This is a genomic window from Janthinobacterium sp. GW822-FHT07H10, from assembly GCF_058798675.1.
Genome location: NZ_JBXAKS010000001.1, coordinates 473,022 through 498,450, shown reverse-complemented (window position 1 = coordinate 498,450; position 25,429 = coordinate 473,022). Strand labels below are relative to the sequence as shown.

The following is a 25,429-nucleotide window of genomic DNA, read 5'->3' as shown; positions in this document are numbered from 1 at the left end:
ATGGCCCTCGCCACCAAATGCCCCCATTGCAACACGATATTTCGGGTCGCTGCTGACCAGTTGAAGTTACGTGGGGGCATCGTGCGCTGTGGCACGTGCAGGGAAGTCTTTGACGGCAATGCCGCGCTGGTCGATCCGGCCGCGGCATCGCCGTTTTTAACATCACATCCCGCCACTGCCGCTCCGCCGCTGTCCGGCGCTGACCCGCTGGCAGACAGCCTGCCGTCCGCCACGGACGACGAACCCATCTATTCCCTCGATTTCGACACCTCGTTCGACCCGTTCGGCATCCTGCCGGAAACGGCACAGCTCAAGGATGACGAAGACGATACCGAGCATATCGAGCTGGACCTCGACGTCGACCTGCCGGCCGACGTGCCTGCCGCCGCGCCTGCCGACATCGCTGTAGCAGCACCGGCAGAGCTGCCCGAACCGCCCTTGCCCCGGCCGATGGCGCCGTTCAAGCGCCGCCAGGTCGATGAGGCGCCCGCCTTTGCCACGTATTTGCGCGACAGCCGCCGCGAACCGAACCTCGACGGCAGTGCGCCCGCCAGTGGGCCGGACGTGGAAAAAATCAGCCTCGACAAGCCCATGCCGGCCGCCGTGCCGCCCCAGGCAGCAACGCTGCCGCCCGCCGCTCCCGCCGGCACGCGCCAGGAGCCCACGCTGGCCGCACAGCCGTTCACGCCGCCGCCCGACGAAGTGCCGGCGCCAGAGCACGCCGGCACCGCCGAGGCAGAAGAAGAAGAAACCGAGGCTGCGCCAGCGCCGCCGGACGACGAGCCGGCCTTTGTCATCCAGGGCCGGCGCCGCGAACAAAGCGGCAAGGCCTTGCGCGTGGCCATGGCCCTCGGCTCGCTGGCGCTGCTGCTCATATTGGTGCTGCAAGTGATGACCACATTCCGCAATCCGCTGGCGGCACAATTTCCGCAGTGGAAGCCAACCCTGGCCGCGCTCTGCTCGCTGAGCGGCTGCCAGGTGGACTTGCCGGCGCAGATCGAGGCGCTGGCCATCGAACAGGGCGAGCTGCAGACCCTGAAGGAACAGACCTTTTCCTATGTTTCCCTGCTGCGCAACCACAGCCGCAGCGTGCAGGCGTGGCCCAGCATCGAACTGACCCTCAATGACGCCAACGACAAGCCCGTGTTGCGCCGCGTCATCGCGCCGCGCGACTACCTGCCGGCGAATATCGACGTGGCCAAGGGCCTGGCGCCGCGCTCGGAACAAACCATCAAAGTGTATTTCGCATTAGACCAGCTCACGGCGTCTGGCTACCATATCGCCATCTTTTACCCTTAACAGCACACTATCATGACTAAAACATCGTTGATCTGCGGCTCGCTTGCCACCGACACCATCATGCAATTCCCCGGCCGCTTCGGCGAATCGCTGCTGGCCGACCAGCTGCACAAGGTAAACGTGTCCTTCCTCGTGCCCACCATGCGCACCGAGTTTGGCGGCTGCTCGGGCAATATCGCCTACAGCCTGAAAATGCTGGGCGGCGAGCCGCGCATCGTCGGCGTCATGGGCCAGGACAGCGCCGCCTACCTGGAACGCCTGCAAAAGCTGGGCATTTCCACCGCCAACATCCTGATCAAGGCTGACAGCTACAACGCGCAGTGCTTCGTCACGGCCGATGCCGACAATAACCAGATCAACGCCTTCCATCCGGGCGCCATGTCGTTCGCGCATGAAAACCCGATCGCCAATGCGGGCCCGGCCAAGGTCGCCATCATTTCGCCGGACGGCGACCTTGGCATGCTCAAGCACGCCGCCGACCTGGCCGAGCTGGGCATCCCTTTCATGTTTGATCCAGGTCAACAGTTGCCGCGTTTTAACGGCGAGCAGTTGATCGACTTCATCAACAAAGCCACGTACGTGTCGGCCAACGACTATGAAATGGAAATGTTGATGGAACGCACAGGTTTGACCCTGCCGGAGATCGCCAGCCGCCTGGAAGCGCTGATCGTCACGCGCGGCGAAAAGGGTTCGGAAATCTATACGGACGGCAAGCGCATCGACATCCCTGTCGTTGCCGCCAAGGAAGTGCTGGATCCCACAGGCTGCGGCGATGCCTACCGCGCCGGCTTGCTGTTCGGCATCACCAACGACCTGGGCTGGGAAACCAGCGGCCGCCTGGCCAGCCTTCTGGGCGCCATCAAGATCGCCACCCAGGGCGCGCAAAACCACGTGTTTACGCCAGCCAGCATCGCCGACCAGTTCGAGGCGGCGTTCGGCTACCGCTATTAATCTGTAGGTCGGATTAGCGCGGTAAAACCGCGCGTAATCCGACAACATCGTTAGCATGACAAGTGGTGATGTCGGGTTACGCTACGCTAACCCGGCCTACGCCACCACCTCACCGTCATCGCACCACAAAAATCATCCCCACCAGCACTTGCGCGATCTGCAGCAGGATCAGGGCCACCAGCAGCGACAGGTCCAGGCTGCCGACCAGTGGCACCACCTTGCGGATCGGACGCAGCAGCGGCTCGTTCAGGGCCCGTACGAAGGGCGCCAGCGGCGCATGCGGGTTGACCCAGCTGAAGATGGCTTCGATGATCAGCAAGGCCATGAAACCGTAGAGTATCCATTGCAGGAAGCGTTGCAGCGATTTGAGCAGCACCGCTTCGACCGGGTAACCTGAAATAAACAGGACCGTACTGGCCAGCAACACAATCAGGAAGGCGCCGATCAGGCTGGCCCAGTCATATCCGCCCACGCCCGGCACCACGCGACGCAGGGGACGCACCAGCCAGTCGGACAATTGAAAGGTGAATTGCGCCACGGACGACGGCGGCCGCACGCGTACCGCCTGCATCCAGAAGCGCAGCAGCAAGACCCCGCCCAGCAGAGTGGCAATGGTATCAACGATCAATGTAAGGATAACGATCAGCACGACAAATTCTCCAAAAAAAAACCGCTGTGTGATTGAGTCACACAGCGGCGTGTTGCCTCATCCAGGCATCCGTATCGTGGAAATTACGATGGGCGGGTGCTGGTTGGGAATGGCCAGGCTGCAGCCGGTGCCAACACGGTTTTTGCTACAGGTGCGATAGGTGCCGATGGCTTGGCGGCAGGAGCTGCCTTCTTCGGCGCGGCCTTTTTAGGCGCGGCCTTCTTGGCGGCTGGCTTGGCGGCCACGGCGGCTGGTGCCGCTGGAGCTGCCGCTGCCGGCGCTGCTGCGGCCGGTGCTGCTGCCACGACTGGCGCTGCAGCTGGCTTGGCAGCAGGTTTCGCTGCGGCTTTCGCTGCCGGCTTGGCGGCTGGCTTGGCTGCAGCTTTTGCTGCCGGCTTCGCTGCTACCTTGGCCGCTGGCTTGGCTGCCGGTTTTGCGGCTACCTTGGCTGCCGGCTTGGCCGCTGGCTTCGCGGCAACTTTGGCGGCTGGCTTGGCTGCAGCTTTTGCTGCTGGCTTCGCTGCTACCTTGGCCGCTGGCTTGGCTGCAGCTTTTGCTGCTGGCTTCGCTGCGGTTTTTGCTGCTGGCTTCGCTGCTACCTTGGCCGCTGGCTTCGCTGCAGCTTTTGCTGCTGGCTTGGCTGCTGCTTTGGCGGCCGGCTTGGCTGCTGCCTTGGCGACGACTTTTTTCGCTGCTGGCTTGGCTACCGCTTTGGCGGCCGGCTTCGCTGCTGCCTTGGCCGCAGGTTTCGCTGCGGCTTTTTTCACCGCTGGCTTCGCCGCAGCTTTTGCTGCTGGCTTGGCTGCAGCTTTCGCTGCTGGCTTCGCTGCTACCTTGGCCGCTGGCTTGGCTGCCGCTTTTGCTGCTGGCTTTGCTGCTGCCTTGGCGACGACTTTTTTCGCCGCTGGCTTGGCTGCTGCCTTGGCGACAGGTTTGGCTGCTGCCTTGGCCGCAGGTTTCGCTGCGGCTTTTTTCACCGCTGGCTTGGCTGCTGCCTTGGCGGCAGGTTTCGCTGCGGCTTTGGCTGCTGGCTTGGCTGCCGGTTTGGCGGCGGCTTTTTTCGCTACTGGCTTGGCTGCTGCCTTCGCGGCAGGTTTCGCTGCGGCTTTCGCTGCCGGCTTGGCGGCCGGTTTTGCTGCGGCCTTGGCCGCTGGTTTCGCGGCGGCTTTCGCTACTGGCTTTGCTGCCGGCTTGGCAGCCACTTTTGCCGCAGGCTTGACTGCGGCTTTGGCGACTGGTTTGGCGGCTGGTTTCGCTGCGGCTTTGGCAGCTGGTTTAGCGGCAACCGTCTTCGCTGCGGCTGCCGGCTTCTTCGCGGCAGGAGCAGCCTTGGCGGCTGGTTTCTTTACTTCTGATTTCTTAGCGGCTGTTGCCATTTGTCTCTCCTTCATCTGAGATGAGAAATTTAAGCTACAAGATTTAAACCCGTCCGACCCACCACAGGGATAGGCCAGGCGAATTATTCATCGGCACAAACGGTCGTTTGCGCTAATGAATTCGGCACCAGCTGAACTGCTGCAACTCCTCACGTTTGCAGCACTTCAGCCATCGTCGGTGCCACCCTGCTTTATCTCGCAGCTGGTGGCAAAGTCTGAATTCGGTCATTCGTTTTCGATGCCGTGCGTTTTTTCGCTCCTCGCATCGCGCTCGCTACAACACCCATGCGTCAAATAAAAAACCGCCATGCCTGAAAAAATTCGGGCACGGCGGCAGACGAAAACGGTGTGGTTTTGTGCATATCCGTGTAAATCTGTATCCCTGTTTTGCGAGGTTTTTTCGTTACCGCGCTGGTTAAAAAACCCCGCATTCTAACGCTCGCATTTGCAATCTCATAAAGTACACGAAAACCTTGTCAATGCGCAACCGGCACGACACGTTTTCGCCCGCTTTTTTGCACGATACGCGTGCTATCGCACAATCGCGCGCCAAATGCCGCCGCCAGCGTATGCGGAAACGATATTTTCAGCCTGCGATGCGGCCGCGCATGGGCTGCGAAAAAACCGGCGCCAGTCTCTTCGCGGCGCCCGCTCCGCATGCATTTTCATGTCGTGCCGATGGCGCTTTCTTGTGTCCTCTGGCGGCGGCATTTTGCAGCGCCGCGCACGAAAAAAAAGCGCCGTCACGAGGACGGCGCTTCTGGCTTTGAAGAGCGAAAGCTTATTCCCAGTTCAGCGCACCGCCGGTCTGGTACTCGGTCACGCGCGTCTCGAAGAAGTTGCGTTCCTTCTTCATGTCGATCATCTCGCTCATCCATGGGAATGGATTTTCCTCTTGCGCGAACAGCGGCTCGATGCCGATCTGCTGCGCGCGGCGGTTGGCGATGAAGCGCAGGTAGCCCTTGAACATCGGCGCGTTCAGACCCAGCACGCCGCGTGGCATGGTGTCTTCCGCGTACGCATATTCCAGTTCCACGGCCTTCATGAACAGGTCCTTGATCTCTTCGCGGAAGGCGGCCGTCCACAGCTGCGGGTTTTCCATCTTGATCGTGTTGATCAAGTCGATGCCGAAGTTGCAGTGCATCGATTCGTCGCGCAGGATGTACTGGTACTGCTCGGCCGCGCCCATCATCTTGTTCTGGCGGCCCAGCGCCAGGATCTGCGTGAAGCCGACGTAGAAGAACAGGCCTTCCATCAGGCAGGCGAAGACGATCAGGGACTTCAGCAGCTTCTGGTCGTTTTCCACCGTGCCGGTGACAAACGCAGGGTCGGTCAGGGTGTTGATGAACGGGATCAGGAATTCATCCTTGTCGCGGATCGACTTGACTTCGTTGTAGGCGTTGAAGATCTCGCCTTCGTCCAGGCCCAGCGATTCGACGATGTACTGGTAGGCGTGCGTGTGGATCGCTTCCTCGAACGCCTGGCGCAGCAGGTACTGGCGGCATTCCGGCGCCGTGATGTGGCGGTAGGTGCCCAGCACGATGTTGTTGGCGGCCAGCGAGTCGGCGGTCACGAAGAAGCCCAGGTTGCGCTTGACCAGGCGGCGCTCGTCGTCCGTCAGGCCGTTCGGGTTCTTCCACAGCTCGATATCGCGCTGCATGTTCACTTCCTGCGGCATCCAGTGGTTGGCGCAACCGGCCAGGTATTTGTCCCACGCCCACTTGTACTTGAACGGCACCAGCTGGTTGACGTCCGTCTTGCCGTTGATGATACGCTTGTCATCGGCATTCACGCGGCGCGCCACTTGCTCGGCGTTCGCTTCGGACGGCTCGGCGCCCGCTGGCAGGTTCAATTCGGTATTTCCCAGTGGCGCTTGCTGCGCCGGACGCGGCGCAGCTGCCGACGTGGTTTCATCATCCCAAGACAACGACATAATCTTCTTCCTTTCCATGCCGGTTCACCGGCGTCTGCAACAGGCCCGTTGTACCGGGCAATACAGACATTAACAACATTGAATCAACCCGGCCGTGCCGGGCTGACAACTAAAATTTATACTAAAAACCGTCGCACGCAAGCCCGATACCGGGCAAGTGGCGCAGCCGCACTTCAGAAAGCGGGCTGCGCGCCGGGTTTTACTGGCAGGCTTCGCATTCTTCAAAGCCATCGTCGCCTGGACGCAGGTAGCAGGCTTCGCCATCGGCGTCGTCCGCTGCCGCTGCCACTACTGGCGCCACGGCCACCGCTGCTGCAGCCACCACGGCTGCCTGGGCGCTCTGTGCGCTGGCCGACATGCCGCCGTCGACTGCCACGGCGTTCAGGGCGCCCGTCTTGGAGGTCGATTTCTCCATGTGGGTGGCGGCGATGGTGCGCAGGTAGTAAGTGGTTTTCAGGCCACGCAGCCATGCCAGCTTGTAGGTTTCGTCCAGCTTCTTGCCGGAAGCACCCGCCATGTAGATGTTCAGCGACTGCGCCTGGTCGATCCACTTCTGGCGACGCGAAGCCGCTTCCACCAGCCAGCTTGGCGATACTTCAAAGGCCGTCGCATAGATGTCGCGCAGGTCTTGCGGGATGCGGTCGATCTTCACCAGCGAGCCGTCGAAGTACTTCAGGTCCGAGATCATGACTTCATCCCACAGGTCGCGCGCCTTCAGGTCGCGCACCAGGTAGCCGTTGATCTCGGTGAATTCGCCCGACAGGTTCGATTTCACGTACAGGTTCTGGAACGTCGGCTCGATACAGGCCGATACGCCGATGATGTTCGAGATCGTCGCCGTCGGGGCGATCGCCACGCAATTCGAGTTGCGCATGCCGAACTTGGCGATGCGCTCGCGCACCGGGGTCCAGTCCATGGCCGACGAGGAATCGACTTCCAGGTAGCCGCCGCGCTCTTCGGCCAGCAGTTTGACCGAATCTTGCGGCAGGATGCCGCGGTCCCACAGCGAACCGGCGTACGATTCATAGCGGCCGCGCTCTTCTGCCAGTTCCGTCGACGCCAGGTAGGCGTAGTAGCAGACGGCTTCCATCGAGGTGTCGGCAAACGACACGGCGGCATCCGAGGCGAACGGCACGCGCATCATGTGCAGGCAGTCCTGGAAGCCCATCACGCCCATGCCAACCGGACGGTGGCGCATGTTCGAATTGCGCGCCTTGTCGACGGCGTAGTAGTTGATGTCGATGACGTTGTCGAGCATGCGCATGGCGGTGCGGATGGTCTTGGCCAGCTTGACGTGATCGAGCTTGCCTTCTTTCATGTGCGCCGGCATGTTCACGGAACCGAGGTTGCAGACGGCGATTTCGTCAGGACCCGTGTTCAGCGTGATTTCCGTGCACAGGTTCGAGCTGTGGACGACGCCGACGTGCGACTGCGGGCTGCGGATGTTGCACGGATCCTTGAAGGTGATCCATGGGTGGCCCGTTTCAAACAGCATCGACAGCATCTTGCGCCACAGGTCCAGCGCGGCGATCTTCTTGAACGAACGCATTTCGCCGGCGGCGGCCTTGGCTTCGTAGCCCAGGTACGCCTTTTCAAAGGCCTTGCCGACCAGGTCGTGCAAGTCCGGCGTTTCGGATGGCGAGAACAGGGTCCACTCGCCTTTTTCCATGACGCGCTTCATGAACATGTCGGGAATCCAGTTCGCCGTGTTCATGTCGTGCGTGCGGCGGCGGTCGTCGCCCGTGTTCTTGCGCAGGTCGAGGAATTCCTCGATGTCCATGTGCCAGGTTTCCAGGTAGGCGCAGACGGCGCCCTTGCGCTTGCCGCCCTGGTTGACTGCCACGGCCGTGTCGTTGACCACTTTCAGGAACGGCACCACGCCTTGCGACTTGCCGTTGGTGCCCTTGATGTGGGCGCCCAGGGCGCGCACTGGCGTCCAGTCGTTGCCCAGGCCGCCGGCGTACTTGGCCAGCAGCGCGTTGTCCTTGATGGCGTCGTAGATGCCTTCGAGGTCATCCGACACGGTGCTCAGGTAGCACGACGACAGCTGCGAGCGCAGGGTGCCCGAGTTGAACAGGGTCGGGGTCGAGCTCATGAAGTCGAACGAGGACAGCAGCTTGTAGAACTCGATGGCGCGCGCTTCGCGGTCCGCTTCGTTCAGCGACAGGCCCATGGCCACGCGCATGTAGAAGGCCTGCGGCATTTCGATGCGCACGTCATGGATGTGCAGGAAGTAGCGGTCATACAGGGTTTGCAGGCCGATGTAACCGAATTGCAAGTCGCGGTCGGCGACGATGGCTTTCGCCAGGCGTTCCAGGTCGAAGCTGGCCAGTACCGGATTCAGCAGGTCGTTGGCGATGCCCTTGGCAATATATGCGGGGAAATACGTCAGGTATTCGGCGGCAGCGGCCGCTTGCGGCACTTCCTTGCCGAACACTTCCTTGCGCACCGTGTGCAGCAGGATGCGGGCCGTGACCTGGCTGTAGGCCGGATCTTTTTCCATCAGCGCGCGCGCCGCCAGGATGGCCGACTTGTGCAGCTCTTCGACGGGCACGCCGTCGTACAGGTTTTTCACGGTCTCGGCCAGGATGGCGTCGGCATCGACGTGCTTTTCCAGACCGGCGCAGGCGGCGTTGATCAGGTCGCGCACTTCCTGCATGTCCAGCAGGCGGCGCACGCCGTTGTCGGTGACGTTCAGCTGGGGCGCCGTGACTTGCGCGGAAGCGCCTTGCGCTTCCTTCTGCAGGCGGCGCTCTTCCATGTGCTTGGCGCGGTACAGCACGTAGGCACGCGCCACATCATGCTCGCCCGAACGCATCAGCGACAATTCCACCTGGTCTTGCACGTCTTCGATATGGAAGGTGCCGCCGCCCGGATGGCGGCGCACCAGCGCGGCCACGACACCGTCAGTCAATTGTTCCACCAGTTCGCGGATGCGTGCCGACGCCGCGCCCTGGCCGCCGTTAACGGCCAAAAACGCCTTGGTCATGGCGATGGCGATCTTCGAAGGCTCAAATGCCACCACCGCACCGTTGCGGCGGATGATGCGATAGTCGCCCAAGGCTGCGCCGGTACTTGCCACGCTGTGGGCCGCGCTGGGCGCTGGCGATGCTGGCGTTGGATTGATGGAAATATCTTGAGGTGATTGCATTGAAGCTCCCGTTGTCAGCTAAAGTCAGCCTGCAGTTTTGCTGCCGCGTGTGTTGTTGAATAGAACGCCCGATGCTCAGGGTTTCTTCAGGTAATATTGTTGCTAAATAATAAATTCATAATGCGCAAACAGGGTCAGAATCCATATTGCCAAACCGTACTGCCGGGCTGGCGCGAAACACGATCAAGGGTGATAAACCGCCAGTTCCCGTTGCCATACCGGCAAGCAGGGTAGCTTTGACAATAATTCTGAAAACGTCTGAGATGGCACTACATATAGTCTTTAAATCCAAGTTCTGCACTAATTGTAGTGCCCATCGAAATGGGATGCAATAGTTTTCCGGCATCCGCCAGCGTAATTTTTTGTACTTTCTTATACGATTTCGGTTGACTTTTCAGGGCAGCGGCGGGAAGCCCAATGCCCGCGAAGTAAGCGCTAACGCAGCTTGCCGCGCCAGGGTTTCCAGCCAGCATACTTGATAAAAATGCCAGTCAAAAAATGGCCCCGGATCCGTCTTCCTGCCCGGCGCAATATGTTCATGTCCACGCACCTGGCTCAGCCCGTAGCGCGCCACCAGCGCCGCCGTCAATGCCGCCAGGACATGGTATTGCCGCGGCTGAAAGGGCACGCAGTCCGAGCCTTCCATTTCGATACCGATCGAATATCCATTGCACTGCGGGCGTCCCTCGAACGAGGACGTGCCGGCATGCCAGGCGCGCTGGTCAGCCGAAACATATTGCAACAGCGCACCATCGCGCCGCACAAAAAAGTGCGCCGACACCTGCAAGCCACGCAGGTCGGCGAAAGAAGGATCGGCATTATAATCTACCCGGCCGGTAAACAAGTCCGACACATGCGGCCCGCCAAAGTGGCCACCGGGCAAACTGATGTTATGGATCACCAGCAAGTCGATTTGCGCGCCATCGGGCCGCGCATCCCAGTACGGCGATTCGTAGCGCACGGCGCCATCGCACCAGCCGTCTTCATCTATCTTCCATGCCGTCATCAAGCCGGGGCTCCTGTATCGTCAATTTTTGCATTCTGTAACGCAACTGGCGCACGCTGAGCCCCAGTTGCCGCGCCGCCCGCCCGCGGTGATAGCGTTCCCGCTCCAGCGCCAGCACGATCATGTCGCGCTCGGCCCGGCACAGATACGCCGCCAATGGCAGGACGGCCACCTCGCCGCGCGGCGCCATGCCGGGCAGCGACAGTTGCCGCTCCAGTCCGGGCGCCGCCACTTCCAACGGTGCGGCGCCAGCCGCGGCGCGCATCGGCGCGGGGACCGGAAGCGGGACGGCTGGCGGCAAGCCCAGGCCGTCGAGCGCGATCACGCCGCCGTCGGCGAAAGCCAGCGCCCGTTCCAGCAGGTTTTCCAGCTCGCGCACATTGCCTGGAAACGCATAATTGCCCAGTGCCGCCAGCACCGGCGGCGCCAGCCGCACGGCCTGCCTTGGCGCCAGGCGCGCCAGTATCGCCTCACATAATACCTGCAGATCGCCGAGCCGTTCCCGCAACGGCGGCACGGCCAGCTCGATCACATTGAGCCGGTAATACAGATCGCGGCGAAAGGTGCCGGCCGCCACGCCGCGCGCCAGGCCATGCTGGCTGGCGCACAGGATGCGCACATCGACGGCTTCGTCGGTGCTGCCGCCCAGCTTGCGCACGCGGCGCTCCTGCAGGGCGCGCAACAGCTTTACCTGCATGGCCAGCGGCAGGTCGTCGACTTCATCGAGCAGCAGGCTGCCGCCGTGCGCGGCCTGGAACAGGCCCTGCCGTTCATGCAGCGCGCCCGTATAGGCGCCCTGGCGGCAGCCAAAGAATTCCGCCTCCATCAGCGCTTCGGGAATCGCCCCGCAATTGACGGCGATAAACGGAAAAGGGGCGCGCGCGCCCTGCGCATGGATGGCGCGCGCCGCCAACTCCTTGCCGCTGCCCGACTCGCCGCGGATGGCCACCGGCGCGCCGCAGCAGGCGATGCGGCCGATCTGCGCGCGCAGCGCCTGCATGGCGGCCGAGTTGCCACTCAATTGCGGTGCCGGCGGCATGCCGATGGCGGCCACGGTACGCGGGCTGAGGCGGGACATGGACTGGCCTTTCTGCGATGGCGCTACGGGTCGCTTCCTGCAGATGCTACGCCAGACTGGCGGTGGGGGACGTTACGATACGGATGAGCAATGCGGAAGGCGGCGGCCTACCTGCCCGCCGGCCGACACTACAGGGTGGCGTGCGCGTGACTGCAGTAATCGTGGCCCTTGGCCTGCACGTTTTCGGAAGCCGGGTAGTACACGCCGCAATGGGCGCAGCACAGCATCAGCTCGGCATCGGGCAATTCCTGCGGCCGGCCGGGCGGTGCAAACGGATGCGGCGGCTGTTGCTGCTGCGCGCGGGCGCGCTGCTGCATGCCGCGGATCTTGCTGCGGATAGCGAACAGCACCAGGAACACCAGCGCCAGCCAGAATAAAACACGTGTCATGCGAATCCTCGGTGTAAAACCACTTCAAGTACAAAACGGCTGCCGACATAGGCCAGTAGCAAGGTAGCGAAACCGGCCAGTGTAAAGCTCAAGGCCGTCTTGCCGCGCCAGCCGCGGAAGCGGCGACCGGCCAGCAAGGCGGCGAATAACAGCCACGACAGCATGGTAAACACCGACTTGTGATCCCAGTTCAATGCCTTGCCAAACAATTGTTCGGAAAACACAATGCCCGACAGCACGGTCAGGCTGAGCAGGATGAAGCCCAGGCCGATCATGCGAAACAGCAACTTTTCCATCGTCAGCAGGGCCGGCAGCTGGTCCAGCGCGCTGCCGATGAAACCGCGGCTTTCGCTGCGCGTATGCAGGCGCGATTCCTGCAACGCCATCAGCACGGCGTGGAAGGCGGCGATCGTCAGGGTGCTGTAGGCAAGCACGGCCACGGCGATATGCCAGCCGAAGACGGCCGACTTGCCTTCCATGCTGACCTGGCTGCCGGGAAAGGCCCATGCCAGGCCGATGGCGATGACGGCGCTGGGCATGACCATCCGGCGCAGCCCATCGAGGCTGAAATTGCGGTTTTCTATCCAGTAGGCGCCCACCGATACCCACAGCGCGGCCGACAGCATGGCGGAAAAACCGAAGCGCAAGGTGCCTGGCGCCATCAGGTCGAACCACAGGGTGGCGCCGTGCGCCAGCCAGGCCACGCCCGTCAGGCCGGCAATCAGCCGGGCCCGGGAGGAGGGAAGCACCGCGCACACCACATACCCCAGGGCGGCGATGAGAAAGAAATAAGTCTGCATAGTTTAAGTTTACACCATAGCCGGCAAGCGCGATTCAAGCGACAGTATGGGCTATGGGCACTACGCCGCCAGCCGACACCGCAAGCCTGCCATGATATCGCGCCTGAGGCGTGACGGGGTGGCGCACCCTCAAGAATTCAACAATCTTTCGCGCCGCCGCCCGCCGCCTGCCTCGCCGCTTGCCTCGCCGCTTGCCTCGCCGCTTGCCTATATATATTAGTGTGCCGCAAAAAAATGATGGCCCGCTCAAGCGGGCCATCGGGCACTGCCGGTATCCGGTTTACTTGACGTTCAAGCTCTTTTTCGCCTGTTCCAGCAAATCCGTCTTGACCCAGTCCTTGGCCACGGGCGGCTTCGCCATGCGTCCCACGCCCGTCTTCACCATCACATCGGTGGTCACCTGGATATGCTCGGGCGTGATGTCGTAGGAATACGGCGAATTGCTGATCGCATCGTCGAAGTCATCCTTCGTGATCTGGCCACGGAACACCACTTCGCGCACGTATTTTTCCGCCGTCGCCTTGTTATCGATAAAGGTCTTCGTCGCTTCGACGAAGCAGCGCATGAATTTTTCCGCCACGGGACGGCGTTCCTTGTAAAACTTTTCCGTCATCACCATGGTGCGCACGGGCTCGCCGATCGGCGTGTCGTACGGTTTCAGGATTTCCGTGCCGAAACCTTTGTTGATCGCCTGCGACGATTGCGGTTCCGATTGCATCATGGCATCGATATTCTTGCCCATCAGCGCCTGGTTCAAGTCCGCGTAGGCAAGGAACACCAGCTGCACGTCCTTGCCCTTGGTTTCGGAATACGTCAGGCCCGCTTGCGCCAGTTCGGCCAGCAGCAGCACTTCCTGGATGCCGCCGCGCGTCACGCCCACGCGCTTGCCCTTCAATTCCTTGACGCTGGCGATCTTTTGCCCCGCCCCGCCCACCAGGCGCGCGCCGCCCTTGGCAAAGCCGGCCACCACATAGATGGGCGCGCCGCCCGCGCGGCCGGAAATGGCCGCTTCGGAGGCCGTCGCCCCCACGTCCAGCTCGCCCGCGATGATGGCCTGCATCACGTCGAGGCCCTTGGCGAAGATATGTTCTTCCACCTTGATGCCGCACTTGGGCGCGATTTCCTTGATGTACGACACGGCGCCGTAATGGGCAAATTTCAAGTTACCAAGACGCACGACTTCCTGCGCCTGGGCCTGGACCGCGCCCACGCTGAAAGCCAGCATGAGGGCGGCGGTGATACCGGCCTTCAAGGTTAATTTCTTACGCATCGGGTTCTCCTGTGGTGGTTGGTGTGTGCCCGCAAGGGCAAAACTACGCGAAACACGGCTTTTTTATTATGGGGAGATAGTACCGCGTGTTAGAGCCAGGGCAACATCTTTTTGCCGGCAGCCATGCTGCCGGCGTTGCCACAATAGCTACTGTCCGGCCAGCGCCACGACAGGATCGAGCCCGGACGCCTTGCGCGCCGGCATGAAGCCAAATACCAGCCCCGTCACCACGGCGCAGGCAAAGGCGCCGCCGATGGCGCTCAGCGAAAAGATCACCGGCACTTCCCACACCAGCAGCACGGCGGCAAAGCTCACGCCGACGACGATGCCGGCCACGCCGCCCACCACCGACACCAGCACGGCTTCCGTGAGGAACTGGCGCAGGATGTCGCGCCGGCGCGCGCCCGTCGCCATGCGGATGCCGATCTCGCGCGTGCGTTCGCGCACCGTCATCAGCATCACGTTCATGACGCCGATGCCGCCCACCACCAGCGAGACGGCGGCGATCAGGCTGAGCATCATGGTCATGTTGTCCTGCGTGCGCGCCTCGGCGGCGATCGAGGCGGCCGCGTTGCTGATGCCGTAGTCGCGGATGCGGTGGCGCTCGAACATGACGGCGTCGACGGCTTTTTCCGTCTCGGCGATGCGCTTCACGTCGTCGGCCGCCAGCACGATATACGTGGGCTCGCGCTGGCCGAAGACGCGGATGCCGGCCGTGGAAAACGGCAGCAGCAGCACGTCGTCCTCGTCCTTGTCGCCCGTCAGCGCGCCCTTCTCGCTCATCACGCCGATCACCTGGAACGGCACGTTGCCGATCAGGATATTCTGTCCGACGGGATTGGCGATGTCGGGCATCAGCTTGTGCGCCAGGCGCCAGCCCAGCACGGCGACGGTGGCCATCTCGCGCTCATCCTGCTGCGTGAAGAAGCCGCCATAGGCCAGCGGCCAGGTCTGGATCTGCGGCAGCGCCGCGCCCGTGCCGCGCACATACGTCTGCACGTCGAGGTTGCCATGGCGGATCACCTTGTTGCCGGTGACATTCGGCAGCACGTGGGAAATGCCGGGCACTTCCTCGAGCGCCTCGAGGTCGGCCAGCGTGATGCTGCGCCCGGGGATGCGCGAGCTTTCGCCGATCGACGACATATATAAGAGGTTCGAGCCGAAGGCGCCCAGCTGCGCCATCACTTGCTGGCGCGTGCCCAGGCCGATGGCCAGCATGACGATCACGGAAGCGACGCCGATGATGATGCCGAGCAGGGTCAGGCCCGTGCGGAAGCGGTTGATCCACATCACGCGCCAGGCGGCGCGCGCCGCGTCGAGCAGTTCCGTGCCCAGCGAGGCGCCCGTATCGTGCGCGGCGCGCGACATGTCCAGCGGCGGCAGGGCCGTCGCCGTGGCGGGAATGGCGATGGCGCCCGAATCTTCGACGATCTCGCCGTCGCTGATCTCGATCACGCGGCGCGCCTGGGCCGCCACCTTGCGGTCATGCGTGATCAGGATGATGGTGTGGCCGGCGTCGGCCAGTTCGCCCAGCAGGGCCATGACTTCGGCGCCGCTGGTGCTGTCCAGCGCCCCCGTCGGCTCATCGGCGAGGATGATGCGCCCGCCATTCATCAGCGCGCGCGCAATCGACACGCGCTGCTGCTGCCCGCCCGACAACTGGTTCGGCCGGTGGTCGAGCCGCTCGCCCAGCCCCAGGCGCTTGAGCAGCGCCTCGGAGCGGGCATGGCGGGCGGCCGCCGGCATGCCCGCGTACAGGGCCGGCACTTCCACGTTCTCGCGCGCCGATTCGGTGGCGATCAAATGGTAGCCCTGGAAGACGAAGCCGAACGCTTCGCGCCGCAGCCACGCCAGTTCATCGGGATTCAGGCTGGCCACGTCCTGGCCGGCAAAGCGGTAGCTGCCGTCGCTGGGCCGGTCGAGACAGCCCAGCAGGTGCATCAGGGTCGACTTGCCGGAACCGGACGCCCCGACGATGGCGACGAATTCGCCGGCGCCGATCGACAGCGTGACGCCGCGCAGCACTTCCACGGCCGGCGCGCCGTCATGTCCGCCATAGCGCTTGCGGATGCCTTGCAGTTCAATCAACGGCGCCGACGGCGCCGGCTGTCCCGGTTGCCCCAGCGACGCGGCCTCGCTCATCGCACTCATAGCTGGAACCTGCTGGCGCCGCTGCCGGCCGGCTGCTCGCCCGTCACCAGCAATTCGCCTTCGCGCAAGCCTTGCAGCACTTCCGCATTGAGGCGGTTGCGCACGCCCACGGTGACGGCGCGCGTATCGACCTTGCCCTCGGCATCCATCACGCGGGCCGTGAACTGCCCCGGCTTCGCGCCTTCCTCGGTCGACGGTTTCAGGGCCGGCAGGGGCACGGCCAGCACATTTTTCGCCGCCGCCGTGACAAACACCACCTGCGCCGTCATTTGCGGCATCAATTCGCCATCGGCGTTATCCACGTCGAACAGCACGGTATACAGAATCACCTTGCTGGTCGACGGCGCCAGGGCCGTGCCGGCGGCAGAGCCACCGGGCACCGGCGGCGCCGGCAACACCTGCCGCACCTTGCCGCTCCAGCGCCGCTGGTCGCCGCCCAGGGTGGTGAAATACACGGGCATGTCCGGACGCACGCGGCGCACGTCCGCCTCCGACACTTCCGTCCACACCGTCATGGCCGACAAATCGGCGATGCGCAGGATGTTCGGCGTCTGGTACGTCGCGTTCAGGGTTTGCCCTTCCTTCGCATCCAGGCCCACCACGCTGCCGGCCATCGGCGCGTAGATGCGCGTATAGCCGAGGCGCGCCTCGTCGGCCTTCAGGCTCGCCTGGGTCTGGTCGATCTGCGCCTTCAGGTGATCGATCTTGGCGGCGGCCGAGGCCAGAGTGGCTTCGGCCGTTTCCAGGTCGGCCAGCGGCGTGGAATCGAACTTGGCCATCTGCTTCTGGCGCCCATGCTGCTGGCCCGCCAGGCGGTGCTGCGCCTGCTGGTCGGCCAGCTGCGCGCGCAATCCCGCCAGGGCGGCGCGGCCCGCGTCGACCGTGGCTTGCTGCACGCTGGGGTCGATCTCGGCCAGCAACTGGCCTTTTTCCACGGCGCTGCCGGGCTGCACGTGCAGGCGCGTGATCTGGCCCGACACCTGGGCGCCCACGTCGACATAGGTTTGCGGTTGCAGGGTACCGATGGCCGTGACGCTGGCCTCGATGTTGCCGCGCTTGACGGGGGCCGTGTCGAACACGGTTTTCGGGCCGCGCGTGGCCCACAGGGCGCCGGCGCCGAACAGCGCCAGCAAGACCGCGCCGCCGAGGATGCGCGCGCGGCGGGAAGACAGGCGGGCCGCCATCAGGAAGCCACTTTCAATACAGTTAAAACATCGAACGGTGTCGCCAGGCGTGAAAATTGCATCAGTCTATCCTTGAAAATGGCAGTCAACATTACTGCAGGAACGTCACAAGCCCTGCCAGCGCGGCGACGGCTGCCAGCAGGGAACTACGAAACAGTACTTTGGGTGCATACGGCAGCAGCAGGGCCACCAGCAGCGCGCCGGCCGACAGGAAGCCCAGCCAGGCGACCACGCCGACGGTGGCGCTCCAGCCAGCCACGCAGGGCCAGATGGCCAGCGCCAGCAGCATGGCGCCCGCCAGTTGCAGCGCACGCCGCACATTCGGCGCGGCGTCGCGCCCCCACACCTGGCCGTGATGGCGGTCCATCGCCAGCGAGAGGCTGGCCATGCCCGCATACGACAGGCCCAGCGCGCAGAGTATGGTGTTGATCATGACTGTCCTTCCGTAGTGACTTGCAGGCTGGCCGATGGCGCCTGGCTTTCCTTGCCGGCGGCCTTCCTGGCCGCTTTTTCCTTGCGCTTGTGGACTTTCCACGCGCCCCAGGCGGCCAGCAGGCCGAACGCCATGCTGCACAGTTCCACGCCGGCGCTTTCCCAGTCGCCGCGCGCGATCTGCGCCACCAGGCTGTCGCCTGTCGTGAGCACATTCAGCACGGGCAGCAGCAGGCACAGGGCGGCCAGCAGGCACAGTTGTTCGATCCACGCGCGCTTTTCCGCGCGCAGGCAGGCATGCACGAGCATCACGAACCACACGCCGAAGAAGGCGCGCACTTCCCAGCCGGCGCGCTGCTCGATGCCGACGGGGATCAGGCGGTTGGCCCACAGGAAGCCCACGCAGGCAATGGCCAGGCCGGCGATCGCCGCCACGTTCAGGCATTCGATGACGCGGTACACGCGCTGCGTATAGGCGCCGAATTCGCCGCCGGAGCGCTGGCGGCGCTTGACCATGAACAGGATGGCGCCGGTGCCCATCATGGCCGTGCCGGCCAGGCCGCAGAAGAAGTACAGCCAGCGCATCGGCGTGCCGCCGAAGCCGACCATGTGCAGGTTCGACATGACGGTGCGCGTCAGGCCTGCGCCGCCCGTGTCCGACTTGCCCGGCAGGCGCAAGGCGGTCCGCTCGCCCGTGGCCAGCGCATAGCAGGCCCTGCCCGTGTTGGCGCTGAGGCGCGTGAGCAGTTCCGTGTCTTCATTCCAGCCGTACATGCAGACGCGCATGGAGGCGTCGTTCGGGTTGTCCAGCACCACGGCGCGGATTTCCTGGCCGATGGCCTGCTCGGCGCGCTGCGCGAACGACTCCAGCGCGGGAATCGCCAGCGGCTGGCCCGTGCGCTCGGGCTTGCCCGCATCGTTCCAGTCGGCCAGGAAGGCGCGCTTGCCGTTTTCCATGCCATATTGGGCCACCACGGGGGCAGGCACATAGTCGTCGCTGAAGAAGGCCAGGCCCGTATAGGCGATCATGAACTGGAACGGCAGGGTCAGCACGGCCACCGCGTTGTGCGCGTCGAGCCACGAGCGCTGCCCTTTCGCCGGACGGAAGGTGAAGAAATCCTTGAAGATGCGCTTGTGCGTGATGACGCCGCTGACCAGCGCCACCAGCATGATCATGGTGGTGATGCCGACGATCCAGACACCGATGCGGCCCGCGTGCAGCTCGTAGTGGAAATCGACGAAATGGTGGCCGCCGATGGTTTCGCGCTCGGTCGCCTCGCGCGCATGCTCGACGACAGCGCCCGTCAGCGGATCGAGATCCGCCGAACCATAGCCGCCGCTGGGCTGGAACCAGTAGGCGGACAGGCCATGGCCCGGACGCTGCACGGGCCAGATTTCCCACATGTCCGCCTTCGGATGCTCTTTCGCCATGAAGTCCAGGGCCAGCTCCAGACGGTGTCCGCGGTCCGTGACCTTCGGCAGCGGCGGATCGTTCGCGTGCGCCGCCTCTTCCAGCGCGTGTTCGGGCGTCATCCAGTGGCCGATCGGGTCGTCGAAGACGGCCAGGGTACCGGTCATGAAGATGGCGAACAGCAGCCAGGAAATCCACAGGCCGCTCCACGTATGCAGCCAGGCCATGGCCTGGCGCAAGCCGCCCTGCTGTGGCGTCTTCGCCACCTTGTCCACCTTGACGGCGTTCATGCGGCACCCCGCGACAACAGCATGCCGATGCCGCCGCACAGGATGGCCGGCAGCAGCATGCCGATCCAGGCGCGGCGCAGGTCCTGCACGGCAAAGACCCAGATCACGGCGCCGGTGTACACGATAAAAGCGCTCAGGGTGGCCGTCAGCACGGCTTCGGCGCGCGACAGCGGCAGCACGGCCGACAGCAGCACGGCCACGCCGGACGTGAGCGCGTAGCCGCCGAAAATGGCGGCCAGCACGCGCGAAAACAACATCATGTTGGCCGATTTCATCATCGCGGCGCTCCTTGTAGCATACGCTGGTTCACGCCATCGCGGGCGCGGGCCACATTCAACTGCACATCCATAAGCCATGCATCCTTCATCAAGATAGGTCATTCAAAGTTATTAAGTTACAGCTTGTAATTGAGCGTCAGCATCACGTTGCGCGGCGCGCCGGGCAGGTTGCCGAAGACATCGGAATAAATGCTCTGGTAATAATGCTTGTCGAGCGCGTTGTTGACGTTCAGGCGCAGCTCGGCGCGGCTGTCGACCTGCCAGGCCGCGTTCAGGCCCAGGATCGCGTAGCGGCCCTGGCGCAGGTGATAGCTGCCGTCGCTCGATTCCGTCGCGCCCTGCCCGTACACGGAGGCGCCGACGCGCCAGCCCTGCGCCGCGCCGGACAGGCGGTAGCTGGTGGCCAGCTTGAGCTGCTGGCGCGGATAGCGGCTGTTGAAATCCTTGCCGATATTGGCCGGATCGCTGTCGCGCGTAAATTGCGCCTTCACATAGGTATAGCCGGCCGACAGCTGCCAGTCGGGCGTCAGCGCGCCCGCCACGTCCAGTTCCACGCCTTCGCTGCGCACCTCGCCCGACGCGCGCTGGCAATAGCCCCAGGTGCTGCCGGGGCAGGGATTGGGACCATTGAGGTCGTCCACGCCGCGATTCTGCTGGCGGATCTGGAACACGGCCGCGCTGGCATTGAGGGCGCCGCCGAAGTATTCGCCCTTCACGCCGGCTTCGTAGTTGGTGCCGCTGATCGGCTTCAATGGCTGCGCGTTGGCGTCCGTGGACGCCTGCGGCTGGAAGATCTCGGTCCAGCTGGCGTACACGGAGTGCTGCTTGTCGAGGTCATACACGACACCGGCGTACGGCGTGAATTCGCGCGCCACCGAGTAGCCGGCGTCGTCCTTGTACCAGCTCAGGCGACCGCCCAGCACCAGCGACAGCGGATCGGCCAGGCGCATGCGCGTGCCGGCATACACGCCGCTTTGCTCGGTGATGCTGGCCGTGCGCCATTGCGCGTAGTTGATGACGGGGCGCGGCACGCTGCCCGTGTCCCAGTTGAACGGGTCGATCACGGGCGCCGCCGCACCCCAGCTGTACGGCGCCCAGCCGCCATAGCTGTTTTTTGACGAACGGCGGTGGCTGGCGCCGACCGTCAGCTCGTGCTGGCGGCCGAACAGGCTGTAACTGCCGCTGGCATACGCGTCGTAGCTGGTGTTGGCCAGCTCGGCGCGGTAGCTCTGCGAATTGAAGCGCAGGGTATCGCCGCGGCGGTTGATGCCGGAAAACGTCGTGTCGATCTCGGGCGTCTTGCGCGTGGCCGCCAGCCTGGCCTTCCAGCCGTTGCCGAAGCGGTGTTCCAGTTCGGCGAAGAGGGTCTTGTCCGTCTGGCGCCAGTCATCGAAGTCGGTGCCCAGGTAGGTGGAGCGCGGCAACTGCAGGAAGCTGCCGTCGGCGGCCGTCACCACGCCCGTCACGACGCCGTCGTTATCGGTCTTGCGGTAGTGCGCGCCGAAGGTAAAAGTGGTGTCGGGGCGCAGGTCGGCCTCGATGACGCCGTACAGCTGGTGATTATGGCCATGCAGCACGTCGACGTAGTCCTGCTTGTCCTGCACCGTCACGACGACGCGCCCGCGCAGCGTCTTCGCTTCGTTGAGCGCATTGGCCGCGTCGGCTTCCAGCCGGTAGTTGCTCCAGCTGCCCACGCTGGCCGAGAACGACGCCTGCGGCGTGGCCGTCGGGCGCTTGCGCACCAGATTGATGGCGGCGCTGGGCGTACCGCTGCCCGTCGTCAGGCCCGTGGCGCCGCGCACCACCTCGATGCGGTCGTAGATGGCCAGGTCGTCATTGTCGCCATTGAAGGTGCCGTTCGCGCCCAAGCTGGTCGGCAAGCCATCGAACAGGATGTTCTCGACGGGAAAGCCGCGCGCGCTGAAGCTGCCCGAATCGCCCGTGAAGTTACCTTTTTGCATGACCAGTCCCGTGATCGACTGCACGGCGTCATCGAGGGTGGTGATGCCCAGGTCGTCGATCTGCTGGCGCGTCAGCACGCTGACCGACTGCGGCGTCTCGCGCAGCGACATGTTCAGCCTGGTTGCCGTATTGCTCACGCCCGTCGTGTAGGAGCCGCTGCCTTCCGTCGCCGCATCGCGTCCCGCCGTCACCGACACGCCGCCCATGGTCTGCTCGGGCGCGGCCTGCTGGGCCAAGGCCGGCAGGCTGGCGGCCAGGCACAGGGTCGCTGCCGCTTGCGCCAGCGGGCGCAGTGCGGAAAGACGCGGTGTCGAAATGGCAATTTGCAAAGCGTGCGGCATGAAAAATCCTGAAATGGCGTCATGAGACGGTGAACAATAGGCGCCCTACTCTGTAGGTGCCGCGAAAACGACAAACGGGCAGTCCGCTCGATAAATATTCTTTATGCCGCGGCTATGGCGCGGGTTCGACCGTCACCCAGTACGCCGTGCGGCTGCGCACCTGCACCGGCAGCGAGTTGGGCAGCATGTGCAGGATGCGCTGGGTGTCGGCCAGCGGGAACACGCCCGACAGGCGCAGCTGGGCGACTTCCGGCGCGCAATGGATCACGCCGGGGCGATAGCGGGCCAGCTCGGCCAGGAAATCGCCCAGGGTCACGTCATCGACGATCATCTGCCCGCGCAACCAGGCGTCCGCATACGCATCGACGGCATGCGGCGCGTCGGGTGCGTGACGGGAAAACGTCACGCCGCGCCCGGCCGCCAGCAGCAACGGTGCGCCGTCGCCGTCGCGCGGACGAATCTCGACGGCGCTTTCAAAGACATCGACCGTGCTGTAGCCATCCTGCTGGCGCACGGAAAAGCGCGTGCCCAGCGCGCGCACCAGGCCTTCGCGCGTGGCCACTTCCAGCGGCGCGTCGCTGCCGGCGCCCCGGCCGCTGACGACGAGGATTTCGCCGGCCAGCAGCTCGATCAGGCGGCGGCTGCCGTCGAAGCGCACATTCACGGCCGACTCCGTATTCAAGCTGAGCACGCTGCCATCGGCCAGCGCCACTTCGCGCCGCTCGCCCGTGGCCGTGCGGTAGTCGGCGCGCAGGGCGCGCACGCCATCCCAGGCACCCGTCTGCGCAGCCAGCAAGCCGCCACCGGTCGCCACGCCCAGCCAGACGAGCAGCTGGCGCCGCTTGCCGCTGGCGGGCGGGCCGGCGCTGGCCAGCGCCTGCGCGGCCGCCGTGCGCTGCGCACCGTCGCGGTACACGCCTTGCAGGCGCTGCGCGACGGCCTCGATATGCTGCCAGGCCTGTTCATGTTCCGGCGCGGCGCGGCGCCAGCGCTGCCAGGCGGCCCGCTCCGCCTCGCCCACATCGCCCGACATCAGCAGCGTCAGCCATTCGGCCGCCTGCAGCTGCACGTCCTCGCTGATGGCCGCCGGGGCCGCCGCTTCGCCCGCCGCGCTCATGCCGGCAGGGAGAAAAACACCTGGCGGTTGGCGCGCGTCAGGTACTGCTTCACCGAGCTGGCCGACACGTTCAGGCGCGCGGCGATCTCGGCATAGCTGAGACCTTCCAGCTGCGCCAGCAGGAAAGCCGTGCGCACGGGAGCGGGCAAGCCGTCGAGGGCCGTGTCGATTTCCTGCAAGACTTCGAGCGCCAGCAGGCGCGCTTCCGGCGCGGGCGCCGCCTCGGGCGGCAAGCAGGCCAGCGCCTCCAGGTAGGCGTCTTCCAGCACTTGGCGGCGGTAGCGGTGCGCCACCAGGCGCCGCGCGATGGTGGCGAGAAAAGGGCGCGCCTCGCGGATTTGCGGCGCCATGCCGTTGGCAAGCACGCTGATGAAGGTGTCTTGCGCCAGGTCGGCCGCCTCGCCCGCATTGCCCAGCTTATGCCGCAGCCAGCCCTGCAGCCAGCCGTGATGGCTGCTGTAGAGCGCGTGCAGGTCTTGTTGCTGGGCAAAATCGGCGGCCGACATGGCACCCCTTTCCGGTATGGCGCGTGGCGCCCTCGAATGTAAATAAGAATTATTCTCATTTTAACCGCGATTTTAGCTTTCATGCAATCGCGGCATTGGCAGAAATACCAACTAATTCAAAATCCGGCCAACCGCCAGGCTGTGCAGCAATGGAGCGCCAGGGCCACGCGATGGGGTAAAATGGCGCCCATCGTCCGGCTTGCGCCGCCCACTCCCAAGCTTTTCATTGCAGGTTCATCATGCTAGATAATCTCACCCAACGGCTTGCCAAAGTCGTCAAGACCATGCGCGGCGAGGCGCGCCTGACCGAAGCGAATACCGCCGACATGCTGCGCGAAGTGCGCCTGGCGCTGCTCGAAGCCGACGTCGCCCTGCCCGCCGTGCGCGAATTCATCGCCAAAGTCAAAGAAAAAGCCATGGGCGAGGATGTCATTTCCTCGCTGACGCCAGGCCAGGCCCTCGTGGGCGTGGTACAGCGCGAGCTGGCAGCCCTGATGGGCGCCGACCTGGGCCCGGAAGCGTCGCAGATCAGCTTTGCCCAGCAGCCGCCCGCCATCATCCTGATGGCCGGTCTGCAGGGTGTGGGCAAGACCACCACCGTCGGCAAGCTGGCGAAATACCTGAAGGAAGAAAAGAAAAAGAAAGTGCTGACCGTCTCGGCCGACGTGTATCGCCCTGCCGCGATCGCCCAGCTGCAATCGGTCACCGCCCAGGTGGGCGCCGACTTCTTCCCGTCGACCAGCACGGACAAGCCGGTCGATATCGCGCTGGCCGCGCTGGACTGGGCGAAAAAGCATTACCACGACGTGCTGATCATCGATACGGCGGGCCGTCTCGGTATCGACGAAGAGATGATGCGCGAAATCGCCGCCGTCCACGGCGCCGTGAAGCCGATCGAGACCCTGTTTGTCGTCGACGCCATGCTGGGCCAGGACGCCATCAACACGGCCAAGGCCTTCAACGATGCGCTGCCGCTGACCGGCATCGTGCTGACCAAGCTCGATGGCGATGCGCGCGGTGGCGCGGCCCTGTCGGTGCGCCACATCACGGGCAAGCCGATCAAGTTTGCCGGTGTCTCGGAAAAACTCGACGGCCTGGAAGCGTTCGACCCGACCCGCATGGCCAACCGCATCCTCGGCATGGGCGACATCCTCGCGCTGGTGGAAGAGGCGCGCAAGGGCGTCGACAGCAAGGCGGCGGCGGACCTGGCGCAAAAGATCAAGGTGGGCGGCAAGTTCGACATGAACGACTTCAAGGCGCAGCTGGGCCAGATGAAGAAAATGGGCGGCATGGCCAACCTGATGGACAAGCTGCCGGCCCAGTTCCAGCAGGCGGCCGGCGGCAAGAACATGGACCAGGCCGACAAACAGGTGCGCCGCATGTGCGGCATCATCGATTCGATGACGCCGCAGGAGCGCGCCAAGCCTGAATTGATCAAGGCCACGCGCAAGCGCCGCATCGCCGCCGGCGCCGGCGTGCAGGTGCAGGAAGTGAACCGCATGCTGACGCAATTCGAGCAAATGCAGACGATGATGAAAAAATTGTCGGGCGGCGGCATGATGAAGATGATGCGCTCCATGAAGGGCATGATGCCTGGCATGAGGTAAGGCTTCAAAATCCGCTGCGCGGTGGTCTTTGCGGCCGGCGATGCTCACCGTACTTCAGTACGGTTGCGCTTCTCGGCCACAAATACCATCCGCTCGCTGTGATTTTGAAGGCCTTCATTAAGCCGCGTGTGCAAACGCGACAGGCTAAAAACATCGTTCTAAATAATGCCGGATTGCATTTTCATGTGTCCGGCATCACTCTTCCCTCCCTCCGCAGTCCCCCTCCCCGCATAGCCAGCAACCATGCC

Annotated in this window: 20 protein-coding genes; 4 read left to right on the top strand and 16 right to left on the bottom strand. The window is 64.0% G+C overall.

The window, feature by feature from the left end; genetic code table 11:
- A complete protein-coding gene (locus AC1RDJ_RS02225) occupies positions 1–1,299 on the top strand; it encodes a DUF3426 domain-containing protein (RefSeq protein ID WP_493026374.1) in 1,299 nt (432 codons plus the stop codon).
- A gap of 12 nt (positions 1,300–1,311) precedes the next feature.
- Positions 1,312–2,250 carry a carbohydrate kinase family protein gene (locus AC1RDJ_RS02220; RefSeq protein ID WP_071322020.1) on the top strand — a complete coding sequence of 313 codons (939 nt, stop codon included), beginning with the start codon at positions 1,312–1,314 and terminating at the stop codon, positions 2,248–2,250.
- 115 nt (positions 2,251–2,365) lie between these two features.
- Here AC1RDJ_RS02220 and AC1RDJ_RS02215 read toward each other — a convergent pair whose 3' ends face one another.
- Positions 2,366–2,899 (bottom strand): YggT family protein, encoded by a 534-nt coding sequence (locus AC1RDJ_RS02215; RefSeq protein ID WP_232251036.1) that lies wholly within the window; start codon positions 2,897–2,899, stop codon positions 2,366–2,368.
- Positions 2,900–3,152: 253 nt separating this feature from the next.
- Here AC1RDJ_RS02215 and AC1RDJ_RS02210 point away from each other — a divergent pair, with 253 nt between their 5' ends.
- Positions 3,153–4,118, top strand: coding sequence for a hypothetical protein (locus AC1RDJ_RS02210; protein ID WP_493026373.1), 966 nt, complete (start codon positions 3,153–3,155; stop codon positions 4,116–4,118).
- Between the two features lie 938 nt (positions 4,119–5,056).
- On the opposite strand, the gene AC1RDJ_RS02205 is transcribed toward AC1RDJ_RS02210, so the two are convergent.
- The 15 genes from AC1RDJ_RS02205 to AC1RDJ_RS02135 form a co-directional block, all read right to left on the bottom strand.
- Positions 5,057–6,208 carry a ribonucleotide-diphosphate reductase subunit beta gene (locus tag AC1RDJ_RS02205; RefSeq protein WP_071322017.1) on the bottom strand — a complete coding sequence of 384 codons (1,152 nt, stop codon included), beginning with the start codon at positions 6,206–6,208 and terminating at the stop codon, positions 5,057–5,059.
- 199 nt (positions 6,209–6,407) lie between these two features.
- Positions 6,408–9,359 (bottom strand): ribonucleoside-diphosphate reductase subunit alpha, encoded by a 2,952-nt coding sequence (locus AC1RDJ_RS02200; RefSeq protein ID WP_493026372.1) that lies wholly within the window; start codon positions 9,357–9,359, stop codon positions 6,408–6,410.
- A 394-nt stretch (positions 9,360–9,753) separates the two neighbouring features.
- On the bottom strand, positions 9,754–10,365 hold the full coding sequence (gene ampD / locus AC1RDJ_RS02195) for a 1,6-anhydro-N-acetylmuramyl-L-alanine amidase AmpD (RefSeq protein ID WP_071322015.1): 612 nt from the start codon (positions 10,363–10,365) through the stop codon (positions 9,754–9,756).
- Entirely contained in the window at positions 10,343–11,443 is a 1,101-nt protein-coding gene (locus tag AC1RDJ_RS02190) for a sigma 54-interacting transcriptional regulator (RefSeq protein WP_493026371.1), read from the bottom strand. The genes ampD and AC1RDJ_RS02190 overlap by 23 nt, the downstream gene beginning before the upstream one ends.
- A gap of 128 nt (positions 11,444–11,571) precedes the next feature.
- The gene (locus AC1RDJ_RS02185) at positions 11,572–11,832 is read right to left on the bottom strand and encodes a PP0621 family protein (RefSeq protein WP_071322013.1); all 261 of its coding nucleotides are present in this window, start codon (positions 11,830–11,832) and stop codon (positions 11,572–11,574) included.
- Complete coding sequence (locus AC1RDJ_RS02180; RefSeq protein ID WP_071322012.1) at positions 11,829–12,632, bottom strand: cytochrome C assembly family protein; 804 nt, start codon at positions 12,630–12,632, stop codon at positions 11,829–11,831. The genes AC1RDJ_RS02185 and AC1RDJ_RS02180 overlap by 4 nt, the downstream gene beginning before the upstream one ends.
- A gap of 280 nt (positions 12,633–12,912) precedes the next feature.
- Positions 12,913–13,902, bottom strand: a complete 990-nt coding sequence (locus tag AC1RDJ_RS02175) for an ABC transporter substrate-binding protein (RefSeq protein WP_071322011.1) — start codon at positions 13,900–13,902, stop codon at positions 12,913–12,915.
- Between the two features lie 147 nt (positions 13,903–14,049).
- The gene (locus tag AC1RDJ_RS02170; protein ID WP_071322010.1) at positions 14,050–16,044 is read right to left on the bottom strand and encodes a MacB family efflux pump subunit; all 1,995 of its coding nucleotides are present in this window, start codon (positions 16,042–16,044) and stop codon (positions 14,050–14,052) included.
- 5 nt (positions 16,045–16,049) lie between these two features.
- The gene (locus AC1RDJ_RS02165; protein ID WP_071322009.1) at positions 16,050–17,237 is read right to left on the bottom strand and encodes an efflux RND transporter periplasmic adaptor subunit; all 1,188 of its coding nucleotides are present in this window, start codon (positions 17,235–17,237) and stop codon (positions 16,050–16,052) included.
- Positions 17,238–17,328: 91 nt separating this feature from the next.
- Positions 17,329–17,670 carry a DUF3325 domain-containing protein gene (locus tag AC1RDJ_RS02160; protein WP_493026370.1) on the bottom strand — a complete coding sequence of 114 codons (342 nt, stop codon included), beginning with the start codon at positions 17,668–17,670 and terminating at the stop codon, positions 17,329–17,331.
- Positions 17,667–19,370: a PepSY-associated TM helix domain-containing protein gene (locus AC1RDJ_RS02155; RefSeq protein WP_493026369.1), complete on the bottom strand. Its 1,704-nt coding sequence runs from the start codon at positions 19,368–19,370 to the stop codon at positions 17,667–17,669. Before AC1RDJ_RS02155 ends, AC1RDJ_RS02160 begins: the two co-directional genes overlap by 4 nt.
- The gene (locus AC1RDJ_RS02150; RefSeq protein WP_083411604.1) at positions 19,367–19,648 is read right to left on the bottom strand and encodes a hypothetical protein; all 282 of its coding nucleotides are present in this window, start codon (positions 19,646–19,648) and stop codon (positions 19,367–19,369) included. Before AC1RDJ_RS02150 ends, AC1RDJ_RS02155 begins: the two co-directional genes overlap by 4 nt.
- 116 nt (positions 19,649–19,764) lie before the next feature.
- Positions 19,765–21,951 carry a TonB-dependent siderophore receptor gene (locus AC1RDJ_RS02145; RefSeq protein WP_493026368.1) on the bottom strand — a complete coding sequence of 729 codons (2,187 nt, stop codon included), beginning with the start codon at positions 21,949–21,951 and terminating at the stop codon, positions 19,765–19,767.
- 112 nt (positions 21,952–22,063) lie between these two features.
- Positions 22,064–23,068: a FecR domain-containing protein gene (locus AC1RDJ_RS02140; RefSeq protein WP_493026367.1), complete on the bottom strand. Its 1,005-nt coding sequence runs from the start codon at positions 23,066–23,068 to the stop codon at positions 22,064–22,066.
- Complete coding sequence (locus AC1RDJ_RS02135) at positions 23,065–23,574, bottom strand: sigma-70 family RNA polymerase sigma factor (protein WP_071322005.1); 510 nt, start codon at positions 23,572–23,574, stop codon at positions 23,065–23,067. The genes AC1RDJ_RS02140 and AC1RDJ_RS02135 overlap by 4 nt, the downstream gene beginning before the upstream one ends.
- A 239-nt stretch (positions 23,575–23,813) precedes the next feature.
- Here AC1RDJ_RS02135 and ffh point away from each other — a divergent pair, with 239 nt between their 5' ends.
- Positions 23,814–25,181: a signal recognition particle protein gene (gene ffh, locus AC1RDJ_RS02130; RefSeq protein WP_034746567.1), complete on the top strand. Its 1,368-nt coding sequence runs from the start codon at positions 23,814–23,816 to the stop codon at positions 25,179–25,181.
- The last annotated feature ends 248 nt before the right edge of the window (positions 25,182–25,429 follow it).

Bases quoted from the DNA above. Each gene is read 5' to 3' on its own strand.
- AC1RDJ_RS02225 (WP_493026374.1), top strand. From the start codon at position 1: ATGGCCCTCGCCACCAAATGCCCCCATTGCAACACGATATTTCGGGTC.
- AC1RDJ_RS02220 (WP_071322020.1), top strand. From the start codon at position 1,312: ATGACTAAAACATCGTTGATCTGCGGCTCGCTTGCCACCGACACCATC.
- AC1RDJ_RS02205 (WP_071322017.1), bottom strand. From the start codon at position 6,208: ATGTCGTTGTCTTGGGATGATGAAACCACGTCGGCAGCTGCGCCGCGT.
- AC1RDJ_RS02200 (WP_493026372.1), bottom strand. From the start codon at position 9,359: ATGCAATCACCTCAAGATATTTCCATCAATCCAACGCCAGCATCGCCA.
- ampD (WP_071322015.1), bottom strand. From the start codon at position 10,365: ATGACGGCATGGAAGATAGATGAAGACGGCTGGTGCGATGGCGCCGTG.
- AC1RDJ_RS02190 (WP_493026371.1), bottom strand. From the start codon at position 11,443: ATGTCCCGCCTCAGCCCGCGTACCGTGGCCGCCATCGGCATGCCGCCG.
- AC1RDJ_RS02185 (WP_071322013.1), bottom strand. From the start codon at position 11,832: ATGACACGTGTTTTATTCTGGCTGGCGCTGGTGTTCCTGGTGCTGTTC.
- AC1RDJ_RS02180 (WP_071322012.1), bottom strand. From the start codon at position 12,632: ATGCAGACTTATTTCTTTCTCATCGCCGCCCTGGGGTATGTGGTGTGC.
- AC1RDJ_RS02175 (WP_071322011.1), bottom strand. From the start codon at position 13,902: ATGCGTAAGAAATTAACCTTGAAGGCCGGTATCACCGCCGCCCTCATG.
- AC1RDJ_RS02170 (WP_071322010.1), bottom strand. From the start codon at position 16,044: ATGAGCGAGGCCGCGTCGCTGGGGCAACCGGGACAGCCGGCGCCGTCG.
- AC1RDJ_RS02165 (WP_071322009.1), bottom strand. From the start codon at position 17,237: ATGGCGGCCCGCCTGTCTTCCCGCCGCGCGCGCATCCTCGGCGGCGCG.
- AC1RDJ_RS02160 (WP_493026370.1), bottom strand. From the start codon at position 17,670: ATGATCAACACCATACTCTGCGCGCTGGGCCTGTCGTATGCGGGCATG.
- AC1RDJ_RS02155 (WP_493026369.1), bottom strand. From the start codon at position 19,370: ATGAACGCCGTCAAGGTGGACAAGGTGGCGAAGACGCCACAGCAGGGC.
- AC1RDJ_RS02150 (WP_083411604.1), bottom strand. From the start codon at position 19,648: ATGATGAAATCGGCCAACATGATGTTGTTTTCGCGCGTGCTGGCCGCC.
- AC1RDJ_RS02145 (WP_493026368.1), bottom strand. From the start codon at position 21,951: ATGCCGCACGCTTTGCAAATTGCCATTTCGACACCGCGTCTTTCCGCA.
- AC1RDJ_RS02140 (WP_493026367.1), bottom strand. From the start codon at position 23,068: ATGAGCGCGGCGGGCGAAGCGGCGGCCCCGGCGGCCATCAGCGAGGAC.
- AC1RDJ_RS02135 (WP_071322005.1), bottom strand. From the start codon at position 23,574: ATGTCGGCCGCCGATTTTGCCCAGCAACAAGACCTGCACGCGCTCTAC.
- ffh (WP_034746567.1), top strand. From the start codon at position 23,814: ATGCTAGATAATCTCACCCAACGGCTTGCCAAAGTCGTCAAGACCATG.